Origin of the sequence: Tersicoccus sp. Bi-70 (assembly GCF_001968825.1) — a bacterium.
Taxonomy (GTDB): Bacteria; Actinomycetota; Actinomycetes; order Actinomycetales; family Micrococcaceae; genus Tersicoccus.
Genome location: NZ_MIEU01000002.1, coordinates 185,667 through 198,395, shown reverse-complemented (window position 1 = coordinate 198,395; position 12,729 = coordinate 185,667). Strand labels below are relative to the sequence as shown.

Sequence of the window (12,729 nt, the reverse complement as noted above, 5' to 3'; positions counted from 1 at the left end):
GCCCGGGCGGCCCCCGTGCGGGGCCGTCCGAGCCGCCCGACCGCACGTCCGTTCCGTCCCGTCCCGTCCCGTCCCCAGGAGGTCCCGTGGCACGCGTGTGCTTCCAGCTGCAGGTCAGACCGGATCGGATCGACGCGTACGTCGAGCGGCACCGGGCGGTGTGGCCGTCCATGCTCCGCGCCATCGAGGCCGCGGGACGGCGGAACTACTCCCTGTTCCTGCGGCCGGACGGCCTGCTGATCGGCTACTACGAGACGGACGACGACGAGGCGTCCGCCCGCGCGCTCGCCGCGAACCCCGACACCGCCGCCTGGGAGGCGGAGGCCGCCGGCTTCTTCGTCGCCCTGGACGGCTCCCGGCCGGACCAGGCCGCCCCCCACCTGACCGAGGTGTTCCACCTCGAGGACCAGCTCACGCGCCTCGCCCCCGGCGAGCGCCCGAACGAGAGACCTGCCCCATGACGTCCTTCTCCGAGATCACCGACGCGCTCGCCCAGCAGGCGATCGAGCTCCCGTCCTGGGCCTTCGGCAACTCCGGCACCCGGTTCCGCGTCTTCCCTCAGCCCGGGGTCCCGCGCGACCCGTTCGAGAAGGTCGCCGACGCCGCCCAGGTGCACCGGCTCACCGGGCTCGCGCCGGCCGTCGCCCTCCACATCCCGTGGGACGAGGTCGACGACTTCGCCGCCCTCCGCCGGCACGCGGAGGACCTCGGCGTCGCGCTCGGCACGATCAACTCCAACACCTTCCAGGACGAGGCGTACAAGCTCGGCAGCCTCGCCCACCGCGACCCGGCCGTGCGCCGGCAGGCGATCGACCACCACCGGCGGTGCCTCGACATCATGCGCGAGACCGGCTCCCGGGACCTGAAGATCTGGCTCGCCGACGGCACCAACTACCCCGGCCAGGACGACATGCGCACGCGGCAGGACCACCTCGCCGACTCGCTCGCCGAGATCTACGCCGCGGTGGACACGGACCAGCGCCTGGTGCTCGAGTACAAGATCTTCGAGCCGGCGTTCTACCACACCGACGTTCCGGACTGGGGTACCGCGTACGCCCAGGTCAGCGCCCTGGGAGACCGGGCCGTCGTGTGCCTGGACACGGGCCACCACGCGCCCGGGACGAACATCGAGTTCATCGTCATGCAGCTGCTGCGGCTCGGCAAGCTCGGCTCCTTCGATTTCAACTCCCGGTTCTACGCCGACGACGACCTGATCGTCGGCGCCGCGGACCCGTTCCAGCTGTTCCGCATCCTCGCCGAGGTGATCCGCGGCGGCGGGTACGGGGTGGACAGCGGCGTCGCCTTCATGCTCGACCAGTGCCACAACATCGAGCGGAAGATCCCCGGCCAGATCCGCAGCGTGCTCAACGTCCAGGAGATGACCGCGCGCGCCCTGTTGATCGACCACGAGGCCCTGGACGCCGCGCAGCGCGAGGGCGACGTGCTCGCCGCGCACGCCGTCTACATGGACGCCTTCTCGACCGATGTCCGGCCCGATCTCGCCCGCTGGCGCGAGTCCCGCGGCCTGCCGGCCGACCCGATGCGCGCCTATGCCGAGAGCGACTACCAGGCCCGCATCGACGCCGAGCGCGTCGGCGGGTCCCAGGCGGGGTGGGGCGCCTGACGCCCGTCCCGGACATCCGGCGCACCCCCACCAACGACGACGAGGACTGACGAGACGATGACCAACCCGACCGCCGCGGCCCTGATCGCCCGCTCGAACCGACTGGGCGCGGACCCGACGACCACCAACTACGCCGGCGGCAACACCTCCGCCAAGGGCACCGAGACGGACCCGGTGACCGGGGAGCCGGTCGACCTGCTCTGGGTCAAGGGCTCCGGCGGCGACCTCGGCACCCTGACCGAGGCCGGCCTCGCGGTGCTGCGCCTGGACCGCGTCCGGGCCCTGGCGAACGTCTACCCGGGCGTCGAGCGTGAGGACGAGATGGTCGCCGCCCTCGACCACACGCTCTTCGGCACCGGCGGCGCCGCCCCCTCCATCGACACCGCGATGCACGGCCTCGTGGACGCGCCGCACGTCGACCACCTCCACCCCGACGCCGGCATCGCCGTCGCGACCGCCGCCGACGGCGAGTCCCTCACCGGCCAGATCTTCGGCGACCGGGTGGTGTGGGTGCCGTGGCGCCGGCCAGGCTTCCAGCTCGGCCTCGACATCGCCGCCATCAAGGAGGCCCACCCCGAGGCGATCGGCACGATCCTCGGCGGCCACGGGATCACCGCGTGGGGCGCGACGAGCGACGAGGCCGAGGCCAACTCCCGGTGGATCATCGACACCGCCCAGGCGTTCATCGACGAGCACGGCCGGCCCGACCCGTTCGGCGCTCCTCTGCCCGGCCACGAGCCGCTGCCCGAGGCCGAACGCCGCGCCCGCGCCGTCGCCCTCGCCCCCGTCATCCGCGGCCTGGCCTCCCACGACCGGCCGATGGTCGGCCACCTGAGCGACACCGACGACGTCCTGGACTTCCTCGCCCGCGCCGAACACCCGCGGCTGGCCGCCCTCGGCACCTCCTGCCCCGATCACTTCCTCCGCACCAAGGTCAAGCCGCTGGTCCTCGACCTACCGGCGACGGCGGCCGTCCAGGAGCAGGTGGCCCGGCTGCGCGAACTGCACGAGGCCTACCGCGCCGACTACCGCGCCTACTACGAGCGGCACGCGACCGCCGACTCCCCGCCCATGCGCGGCGCGGACCCGGCGATCGTGCTGGTGCCCGGGGTCGGGATGTTCAGCTTCGGCGCCACCAAGCAGACCGCCCGCGTGGCCGGGGAGTTCTACCTCAACGCGATCCGGGTGATGCGCGGCGCGGAGGCCCTGTCCACCTACTCCCCCATCGACGAGGCGGAGAAGTTCCGGATCGAGTACTGGGCCCTCGAGGAGGCCAAGCTGGCGCGGCTGCCGAGGCCGAAGTCGCACGCCACCCGGATCGCCCTCGTGACCGGTGCGGCCAGCGGCATCGGCAAGGCGATCGCGACCCGGCTGGCCGCCGAGGGCGCGTGCGTGGTGATCGCGGACCTGGACGAGGAGAAGGCACGCGCCACCGCCGCCGAGCTCGGCGGCACCGACACCGCGATCGGCATCGCCGCGAACGTCACCGACGAGGCCGCGGTGCAGGCGGCGATCGACGCCACCGTGCTCGCCTTCGGCGGCCTGGACCTCGTCGTCAACAACGCCGGTCTCTCCCTGTCCAAGCCGCTGCTGGAGACGACGGCCGCGGACTGGGACCTGCAGCACGACGTGATGGCCAAGGGGTCCTTCCTCGTCTCGCGCGCGGCGGCCCGGGTGCTCATCGATCAGGGCCTGGGCGGGGACGTCGTCTACATCTCCAGCAAGAACTCCGTCTTCGCCGGGCCGAACAACATCGCGTATTCCGCCACGAAGGCCGATCAGGCGCACCAGGTGCGCCTGCTCGCCGTGGAACTCGGCGAGCACGGCGTCAAGGTCAACGGCATCAACCCCGACGGCGTCGTCCGTGGCTCGGGCATCTTCGCCTCGGGCTGGGGCGCCAACCGGGCGAAGACGTACGGCATCGCCGAGGAGGACCTCGGGGCGTTCTATGCCCAGCGGACCATCCTCAAGCGCGAGGTGCTGCCGGAGAACGTGGCCAACGCCGTCGCGGTCCTGACCGGTCCCGACCTCTCGCACACCACCGGCCTGCACGTGCCCGTCGACGCCGGCGTCGCGGCCGCCTTCCTGCGGTGACCGCACCGTCGACCCGTCCGGGGGCGCGGCCATGAGCACCGTCGCGGCGATCGACCTCGGCGCCACGAGCGGCCGCGTCGTGACGGGCACCGTGCACCGGGGCGAACTGCACCTGCGGGAGGTGGCCCGGTTCCCGAACACCCCGGTGCGGCTGCCGGACGGGCTGCACTGGGACGTCCTCGGCCTGTTCTCCGCAGCGATGACGGGACTGGGCCGTGCCTCCCGCGAGGAGCCGGAGCTGCGGGGCGTCGCCGTCGACTCCTGGGCCGTCGACCACGGCCTGCTGCGCGGTGACCGGCTGCTCGGCAACCCCTACCACTACCGGGACGAGCGGAACGAGGCGGCCGTCGCGGCCGTGCACGCCGTCGTCGGGCCCGAGGAGCTGTACCGGCGCAACGGCCTCCAGCACCTGCCGTTCACCTCGGTGTTCCAGCTCGCGGCCGCCGCGGCGTCGGGTGACCTGACGCTGGCCGACCGGGTGCTGCTCGTCCCGGACCTGATCGGCTGGTGGGCCACCGGGCAGCAGCTCGCCGAGCGCACCAACGCCTCCACGACCGGGTTGCTGCGGCTCGACGGAGCGGGCTGGGACGAGGAGCTGCTGGACCGTCTCGGCCTGGAACGCGGCCTCTTCCCCGACGTCGTCGACCCGGGCACCCCGATCGGCCCCATCACGGCCGCCGTCCGGGAGGAGTTCGGCATCGCCGAGGGCCTCGGATTCACGACGGTCGGCTCGCACGACACGGCCTCGGCCGTCGTCGGGGTGCCCATGACGGACGAGGACGCCGCCTACATCTCATGCGGCACGTGGTCGCTCGTCGGCACGGAGCTGCCCGCCCCCCTCGTCGCCGACGAGGCCCGCCGCGCCGGCTTCACCAACGAGGGCGGCGTGGACGGGCGCACCCGGTTCCTCACCAACGTGATGGGGCTGTGGCTGCTCTCCGAGTCGATCCGCGCGTGGGCCCGAGGCGGCCAGGAGCACGACCTGCCCACGCTGCTGGAGCAGGCCGGCGCGGTGACCGGGCCGGTGCCCGTGTTCGACGTCGACGACCCGCGGCTGCTGCCGCCCGGAGACATGCCCGCCAGGATCGCCGGCCTGCTCACGGAGCGCGGCTCCCCCGCGCCCGCCTCCGCCCCGGCCCTGGTGCGGAGCATCCTGGAGAGCCTCGCGCGCGCCTATGCGGCCGCGGTCGAGGACATCGAGCGGCTCACCGGTCGTCCGGTGCGCACCGTGCACCTCGTGGGCGGCGGGGCGCAGAACGCGCTGCTGTGCCGGCTCACCGCCGAGGCGACGGGGCGTCCCGTCGTCGCCGGCCCGGTCGAGGCGACCGCGATCGGCAACCTGCTGGTCCAGGCGCGCACCCACGGGCTGGTCTCCGGCGACCTCGAGGCGCTGCGCGCCGTCGTCGCCCGGTCCACCGCGCCGCGGAGGTACGAGCCGGACCGGTGACGAGCGGCGCGGTTCCCCGAGGCGATGGGTGCGGTCGGGCTCGGGCCGGTCAAGCTGGGACGGTCAGGCTGGGACGGTCAGGCCCGCGCTCGGTCCACCGCGGCGGCGAAGTCCGTCCACCGGCCCCGGAACTGCTCCGCGGGGGCGACGATCAGCCGCTGGGCGACATCGTCGACGGCGGCGCGAAGCCGCCGTCGGCTCCGCCGGGTGCGGGCGGCGGCCGCGGCCCCGTTGACGACGCTGAGCAGGGCGCCGAGCAGCACCCCGACCAGGATGCCCACCAGGATCAGCAGCGTGGGCACCGGCCAGCCCTCCACCCGGGGCGTCGGCGGCACCGGTAGCTGGAACCACGCCAGGGCGGCGAGCCACAGCAACCACAGGGCGCCGACCAGGGCCGCGGCCAGCGCAAGCCACTGGACGACCGAGACGACCGGCCACCACCACGCCGTGCGGCCGGCGCCCAGGTCCGTGCCGGCGATGGCGCGGTCCAGGGCGTCCGGCAGCTGTTCCTGACGTCGTCGCACGTCCGCGCGCAGTTCCCGTTGCCAGGTGGACGGCATGCCCGCCCCGGCAGCCTGCAGATAGTCGCGCACGGCCGCGTCGATGACGGCGTCCTGTGCGGCGTTGGCCCGGGGCAGGGACGTCCGGTTGACGGCCGGGTCGGCGGCCCGCCGGTGCAGGTTGAGGCGGCGCAGCGGGTCCGGCCCGAGGGAGCCGATCCACCGGGTCACCGGCCAACCGGTGCGCCGGCCGGCCTGCTTGCGCCACGAGCGGCCCGACGCCCGGGCCACCGTCTCGACGTTGGCGGCGACGCTCAGATCGCGCGCGAGCCGGGCGCGCTGGTTCTTCTCGCTGCTCCGGGTCGCGGCACTCCCCGCGGCGCCCTCGAAGCCCTCCGCGCCGTCACGGGCGAGGGTGTGGGCGGCGCGGACGACATCGGCCTCGAGTCGAGCGACGGCCGCCGTCCGGGCGGCTGCGACGCCGTGGATCCGGGCCTGAAGCGCGTCCACCCCGGCACCGGTCGCCGCGGACGTCGCGAACACCTCCATCCGGGCCAGCCCGTCCCGGTCCAGCAGGTCGCGCAGCGATCCGAGCACCGCGGGCAGCTCGTGCGCGGAGACACGGTCGGCCTGGTTGAGGACGGCGAGCATCACCGGCCCGTGGGAGGCGAGCGGCTGCAGGAAGCCCTGATGCACCGCCAGATCGGCGTACTTCTGCGGGTCGAGCACCCACACGAGCACGTCCACCATCGACGCGAGGCGCTCGACCACGTCGCGGTGTTCGCGGTGCGTGGAGTCGAAGTCGGGCAGGTCGAGCAGGATGAGGCCGCCGTCGCCGAGGTCCTCACGCAGCACGTGCCGGTCCTGCACGCCCAGCCAGTCGAGCAGGGCATCGCTGTCCTGTTCGCCCCACACCGCGGCGAGCGGCTGCGACGTCGTCGGCCGGGTCGCGGCCGCGCGGGCGATCGGCGCCCCGGCCACCGCGTTGAACAGGGAGGACTTGCCACTGCCGGTGGCCCCGAAGAAGCCGACGACGGTGTGCGCGGCGGAGAGGGAACGGCGGGTCTTCGCCCGGGCGAGCACGTCGTCGACGGCGGCGAGATCCCCGTCCGGCAGCACGCCGTCGGCGAGGCGGCGAGCCTGTTCCAGGGCGTCGATGCGCTCGGCGAAGGCCGGCGGCCGGGTGCGGCTCACGCGGCGTCCGCCAGCCGGCGCAGGCGCACGGCGAGCTCGGCCATGGACGGCGCGGTCACGGCATCGGCGTCGGCGTCGGCGTCGGCATCACGGTCGCGGTCGACACCGGCACGGTCCTCCGCGTGCGCCGTCGCGCCGTCGTCGGGCAGCCGGTCGAGGAAGCGGCGTGAGTCCCGCGCGAACAGCGCGGCGACGCGCTCCTGCAGGTTCGTCCGGGCCAGCGCGGTCAGTTCGAGGACGGCGTCCTGGCCGAACAGGGTCTCCAGCGCCTTCTGGCCGACGACGGCGGAACCCCCGGCGATGCCGACCTCCAGGCCCGTCAGCCCGGCGGTGGAGGCGAAGACGACGACCATGAGCGCGACCGCCACGCCGTTGATGCCCCAGGAGAGGGCGCGCGCCTTCCGTCGCTTGCCGGCGCCCTGGTCGCTGACCAGGTCGAGCAGGTCGCCCTGCCACTGCCGGATCTGCTGGGCCACCTCGTCGGAGAAGCCGGCGGGCAGCCGAGACAGGTCCCCGCCCTCGGTCAGGGAGCGCCCGGCGGCGTCGGACCGCCACAGGTCGAACGACGCCTCGGCGGCGCGGGCCGCCTGGGCGACGATGACGGCGTGCAGGCCGGTCTCGATCGCGTTCTCGACCTGCGCCACGGGCGCGGGCTCGCCCCGCAGGAAGGCGCCGACCCGGTCGCGCACGCGGTTGAGGTTGGTCTCGATGCTGCGGAAGAACTCGCCGGTGCCGACGAAGTCCTGCCAGCGGGCCAGCACCTCACCGCGCAGCAGGCTGCCGTCGCGGGTGCTGTCCATCGCCAGGTCGGCGGCGCGGGCGTACGCACCGCGGACGTCGTCCGCGAGGCGGGCGGCGGCCACGCGCTGGTCCTGCTGCGCCTCGGCGAGGGTGTCCATCCGGGTCGCGAGCGCCCGCACGGCGCCGCCGAGCGTCCGCCGGGAGATGGCGGCCCGGCTCTGCGCGTCCCGAGAGATCTCGGTGAGCCACCCGCGGATGGGTGCCACCGCCGCGGCCGGGAGCATCGCCGCCTCGTCGAGCCTCGTCTCGGGCACGACGAAGAGGGCCGACTCGCCGAGGCCCTGCTCGGTGAGCATCCGGCGCAGGTCGGCGGCCACCTCGTCCTCGACGCCGGCGGGGACCCGGTCGAGGACGACGGCCACGGTGATGTCCCGGCCGGCGGCGTCGAGCAGGAGGTCCCACGGCACGGCGTCGGCGTAGCGGTTCGCCGTCGTGACGAAGAGCCAGAGGTCGGCGGCGGAGAGCAGCTGACCGGCGAGCCGCCGGTTCTCGTCCGAGACGGAGTCGATGTCCGGGGCGTCCAGCAGGGCGATGCCGGCGGGGATCGCCGGGTCGCCGACGAGGACGAGCGAATTGCTCGCGTCGCCCTGTCCCCCGCGGACGCGGGCGAGGGAGCCGAGCACGCGCCGGCCGGTGAACCAGTGCTCGTCGGACGGGTGGTGCAGCAGGATCGGCTGGCGGGTGGTCGGCCGGATCGCGCCGGCCCGGGTGACCGGGTGACCGGCGATGCCGTTGACGAGGGTGGACTTGCCGGCGCCGGTCGAGCCGCCCACGACGGCGAGCAGCGGGGCGTGCAGGGAGGCGAACCTGGGGATGATGTAGTCGTCGAGCTGGGTGACCGCGTCGGCGGCAGCGGCGCGGGTGCGCGGCACGTCCGGCAGGTCCAGCGGCAGGGTGAGGCCGGCGACGGCGTCGCGCGTGGTCCGCAGCAGCGCGACCGGGTCCCCGTCGTCCGGGACGCGATCGTGGCCGGGCGACTCCGGCCGGGCCGGGGCACGCCGGACGGTCTCGTCCTGGATGCCGGGCCGCCGGGTGGGCCGCGGTGGGGTCGGGGAGCTCACGGGTTCATCCTGCCCGAAAAAGATGAAGGCCGGTTCCGAGTGACTCGGAACCGGCCTTCGGCCGTGACCCCAGCGGGATTCGAACCCGCGTTACCGCCGTGAGAGGGCGGCGTACTAGGCCTCTATACGATGGGGCCTCAGATGCCGGGAGATGGTGGTCGCACCAACATTCCCTGCGCTGGGATGCCAGGACTCGAACCTAGAATGACGGTACCAGAAACCGTAGTGTTGCCGATTACACCACATCCCATTGCCGCCGGATCGATCCGATCGGTCCCTTCCGGGCCCTTTCGTTTCGTTCGGGCAACGACATGAAATACTACCGTAGGCCTGCCCGATCGAGCAAAACGAGAGCGGCTCAGCGAGCGATGAGCTGCATCACGTCGGTCAGCGACCCCACCACGGCGCCCGTGAAGCCGACCTCGCCCGAACCGGTTCCCTGGCCCACGGCAGCGCGGCCACCGGCGCGCGAGCGGTCCAGCCATACGCCGACCAGGCCCGCATCGCTGGCCCCGACGGCGTCGACCGCGGGGTTGTCCCCCACGTACAGCGTCCGCTCCGGCGCGGAGCCGAGCTGCCGGGCACCCTCGACGTAGATCGCCGGGTCCGGTTTGGCCACCCCGAGCGTGTCCGTGCCGATCAGGACGCTGATCCGCTCCAGGCCGGCCCGGTCGAGCTTCGCCCGCTGGTAGTCGGCGACGTTGTTGCTGAGCGCGCCGTAGGGGATGCCCACGTCGTCGAGGGCATCGAGCAGCGGCACGACATCGTCGAAGGCGGTGAAGTGGGTGGGCAGGATCGCCGTGTACACCGCGTCCCAGCCGTCCAGGTCCGCGATCGGCTCGAGGCCGAGGCGCTCGTGCGCGGCCCGCACCCGGTACTGGCGCTGGGTCGCGAAGTCGAGCTCCCCGGCCAGGTAGCGGTCGTAGAAGCCGTCCGGGTCCCGCGAGAAGTCGAGGGAGTACTGCTCCTCCAGCTCCGCGGGCACGGCGAGCCCGGTCTGCCGGGCGACGGCGCGCAGGGTCGCGTCCATCGCCCGGTGCAGGTCCACCATCGTGTCGTCGATGTCGAGCAGGACGCCCTCGACGGGGAACGGGCCCGCCGCCGTCGCCGGCGTCGCGTGATCGGTGTCGGCGTGGCTCACGACGTGGCGGCGTCCGCGGCGTCCGCCCGGAAGGCGCGCAGCCGGGCGAGCGAGGAGTCCCTGCCGAGGATCTCGAGGGACTCGAACAGCGGCGGGGAGATCCGGTGCCCGGAGGCGGCGGTGCGGACGGGCCCGAACGCGTGCCGGGGCTTCAGCCCCAGCTCGTCGACGAGCGCCGTGCGCAGCGCGGTCTGGATCGTCTCGGCGTCGAACGGCTCGAGCGGCTCCAGCGCGGCGATCGCCGCGTCGAGGGCCTCGGCGAGATTGGCCGGCATGCCCTTCCGCGCGTCGTCGTCGACCGTGATGTCCGCATCGGCGGCGAAGAGGAAGCCGATCATCGCCGGCGCCTCGCCGAGCAGGGTGATGCGCTCCTGGATCAGCGGCGCGGCGGCGGCGAGGATCTGCTGCTCCCGGTCGGTCAGGGTCTCCCCCACGACGCCGGCGGCCTGCAGGTACGGGACGAGCCGGTCGCGGAAGTCGTCGGCGTCGAGCAGGCGCACGTGCGATCCGTTGATCGCCTCGGCCTTCTTCACGTCGAAGCGAGCCGGGTTGGGCAGCACGTCGTGGACGTCGAACGCGGCGACGAACTGATCGACGCCGAACACGTCCTCGTCCGCCGAGAGGGACCAGCCCAGCAGCGCCAGGTAGTTGAGCAGGCCCTCCGGGATGAACCCGCGGTCCCGGTGCAGGAAGAGGTTGGACTCGGGGTCCCGCTTGGAGAGCTTCTTGTTCTTCTCCCCCATCACATAGGGCAGGTGGCCGAACAGCGGCATGTACGAGGCGACCCCGATGTCGATCAGCGCCCGGTAGAGCGCGATCTGCCGCGGCGTGGAGGAGAGCAGGTCCTCGCCGCGCAGCACGTGGGTGATGCCCATCAGCGCGTCGTCCAGCGGGTTGACCAGCGTGTAGAGGGGCTTGCCGTTGGCGCGGGCGACGACGAAGTCCGGCACGGAGCCGGCGCGGAAGGTGATCTCCCCGCGGACCAGGTCGGTGAAGGTGATGTCGTCCTCCGGCATCCGCAGCCGCAGCACGGGCTCGCGGCCCTCGGCGCGGAAGGCGGCGCGCTGCTCGTCGGTGAGGTCGCGGTCGTGGTTGTCGTACCCGAGCTTGATGTCGCGGCCGGCGTCGCGGTGCCGCGCCTCGATCTCCTCCGGCGTCGAGAACGACTCGTAGAGGTGCCCGGCCTCGGTCAGCTGCGCGAGCACGGCGGTGTAGATGTCGCCGCGCTGGGACTGGCGGTACGGGCCGTGCGGGCCGCCGACCTCGACGCCCTCGTCCCAGTCCAGGCCGAGCCAGCGCAGTGCCTCGAGCAGCTGGTGGTAGCTCTCCTCGCTGTCCCGGGCGGCGTCGGTGTCCTCGATCCGGAAGACGAGCGTGCCGCCGGTGTGCCGGGCGTAGGCCCAGTTGAACAGCGCGGTACGGATCAGCCCGACGTGGGGCGTTCCGGTCGGCGACGGGCAGAACCGGACGCGGACCGGGGTGTCGTCGGTGACGGCGGGCAGGCCGGCCGAAGAGGCGTTGGGAGCGGTCGACGCGCCGGCGGTGACGTCGGCGGGCGCGTGGATCACGGTCGCGGGGTCGTTCGCAGCGTCGTTCGCGGGGTCGGCAGGAGTGGCGGCAGGGGGCACGGAGGCATCGTTGGACATGGTGGGGCCAGTCTATCGGTGGCGCCGGTGGCGGCGACGGCGGTCAGGGCAGCAGCCGAGCGTCAGGGCAGTGGGCATCAGCCGGCGTCAGGGCAGCGGCAGCAGCCGAGTAGCGGCGGCACGGTGCACCGCGTCGGTGAGAGCAGCGAGCACCGGCGTGTCCAGACTCCACCGCAACCAGAACAGGGGGACGTCGAGGTGGCCGGGATCGGTGTCGAGCACGGTCAGCCCCCGGCCCCTCCCTCGCGAACCCTCCTCCCCCGTGCCCTCCGTCACTGCGACCCCGCCCACTCGGTCCGTCGGCACCAGTCCCCAGCCGAGGCCGAGCCGGATGGCATCGGCGTACTCCCGGGAGCTCGGGACGAAGCTACGCGGGCCGGCGTCGACGAGCACGCCTGCGGGCTGCTCGCCGGTTTCCCGGTCGAGCTGCGCGTCGGCTCCGCCGCCGGGCCGCGCGTCGGCTGCCCGGTCGACCTGCGTCTCGGCTCCCTGCGCGGGCTCCCCGCCACCGACCAGGGCCACGAACCGGCGCTGCAGGCTGTCGTCGCGATCGAAGTCGACGACGGGAGCGGCGCGCAGCCGCGCGGGCGTCACGCCGCCGGCGAACCAGCGGTCGACGACGTGCGGGGCCGCGACCGGGACGTAGCGCAGCGCCCCGAGCGGGGTCACCGAGCAGCCCTGCAGGCGCACGGGCGTCGCGGCGACGGCGGCCATCACCCGGCCGTCGCGGAGCAGGTCGGCAGAGCGGAGCTCGTCCTCGCGGTGCAGCTCGACGGCGACGTCGCCCCACCGCTGCAGCGCCTCGAGAGCCGGCATGAACCAGGTGGCGAGGGAGTCGCTGTTCACCGCGACGGACACCGTCGCGCGACGCCGTGGCGCACCGAGTCCGGCCGATTCCCCGGCGTCCGCGGTACCGCCCGGATTCACGGCGGTGCCGAGATTGGCGGCGAGGTCGTGCTGGAGGTGCAGCACCTGACGTGCCGTCCGCAGCACGGCCCGGCCCGGATCGGTGGGCTGCACGGGCCGGCTGCGTCGCACCACGACCTGGCCCAGAGCCTCCTCGAGCGCCCGGATCCGCTGGCTGACGGCCGACGGCGTCAGGTGCAGGACCGTCGCGGCGCCGTCGAAGCTGCCCTCGTCGACGACGGCGACGAGGGCAGCGAGCTGATCCGTCGACACGTTCATGAAGCGATTCTAATGTTCGAGCAGAATCCTTCATTG

General features: G+C 73.7%; 9 protein-coding genes and 2 tRNA genes. 4 read left to right on the top strand and 7 right to left on the bottom strand.

What is annotated here, in order from left to right; all coding sequences use genetic code 11:
* The first annotated feature begins 86 nt into the window (after positions 1–86).
* The 4 genes from BGP79_RS01060 to BGP79_RS01045 are packed head-to-tail and all read left to right on the top strand — an operon-like array spanning position 87 to position 5,165.
* A complete protein-coding gene (locus BGP79_RS01060) occupies positions 87–461 on the top strand; it encodes an L-rhamnose mutarotase (protein WP_076692833.1) in 375 nt (124 codons plus the stop codon).
* Positions 458–1,624 carry an L-rhamnose isomerase gene (gene rhaI / locus BGP79_RS01055; RefSeq protein ID WP_076692832.1) on the top strand — a complete coding sequence of 389 codons (1,167 nt, stop codon included), beginning with the start codon at positions 458–460 and terminating at the stop codon, positions 1,622–1,624. The genes BGP79_RS01060 and rhaI overlap by 4 nt, the downstream gene beginning before the upstream one ends.
* 57 nt (positions 1,625–1,681) lie before the next feature.
* The gene (locus BGP79_RS01050; protein WP_076692831.1) at positions 1,682–3,718 is read left to right on the top strand and encodes a bifunctional rhamnulose-1-phosphate aldolase/short-chain dehydrogenase; all 2,037 of its coding nucleotides are present in this window, start codon (positions 1,682–1,684) and stop codon (positions 3,716–3,718) included.
* A 31-nt stretch (positions 3,719–3,749) separates the two neighbouring features.
* On the top strand, positions 3,750–5,165 hold the full coding sequence (locus tag BGP79_RS01045; RefSeq protein ID WP_076692830.1) for a rhamnulokinase family protein: 1,416 nt from the start codon (positions 3,750–3,752) through the stop codon (positions 5,163–5,165).
* A gap of 77 nt (positions 5,166–5,242) precedes the next feature.
* Here BGP79_RS01045 and BGP79_RS01040 read toward each other — a convergent pair whose 3' ends face one another.
* The 7 genes from BGP79_RS01040 to BGP79_RS01010 form a co-directional block, all read right to left on the bottom strand.
* Positions 5,243–6,859, bottom strand: a complete 1,617-nt coding sequence (locus tag BGP79_RS01040) for a GTPase (protein ID WP_076692829.1) — start codon at positions 6,857–6,859, stop codon at positions 5,243–5,245.
* Positions 6,856–8,592, bottom strand: coding sequence for a dynamin family protein (locus tag BGP79_RS01035; protein WP_076693253.1), 1,737 nt, complete (start codon positions 8,590–8,592; stop codon positions 6,856–6,858). Before BGP79_RS01035 ends, BGP79_RS01040 begins: the two co-directional genes overlap by 4 nt.
* A 193-nt stretch (positions 8,593–8,785) precedes the next feature.
* A tRNA-Glu gene (locus BGP79_RS01030) sits at positions 8,786–8,858 on the bottom strand.
* Between the two features lie 41 nt (positions 8,859–8,899).
* Positions 8,900–8,971: transfer RNA gene (locus BGP79_RS01025), tRNA-Gln, on the bottom strand.
* 108 nt (positions 8,972–9,079) lie between these two features.
* Positions 9,080–9,862, bottom strand: a complete 783-nt coding sequence (locus tag BGP79_RS01020; protein WP_076692828.1) for an HAD family hydrolase — start codon at positions 9,860–9,862, stop codon at positions 9,080–9,082.
* A complete protein-coding gene (gltX, locus tag BGP79_RS01015; protein WP_083701441.1) occupies positions 9,859–11,508 on the bottom strand; it encodes a glutamate--tRNA ligase in 1,650 nt (549 codons plus the stop codon). The genes BGP79_RS01020 and gltX overlap by 4 nt, the downstream gene beginning before the upstream one ends.
* Positions 11,509–11,595: 87 nt before the next feature.
* A complete protein-coding gene (locus BGP79_RS01010) occupies positions 11,596–12,693 on the bottom strand; it encodes an ArgP/LysG family DNA-binding transcriptional regulator (protein ID WP_076692827.1) in 1,098 nt (365 codons plus the stop codon).
* Positions 12,694–12,729 lie beyond the last annotated feature (36 nt).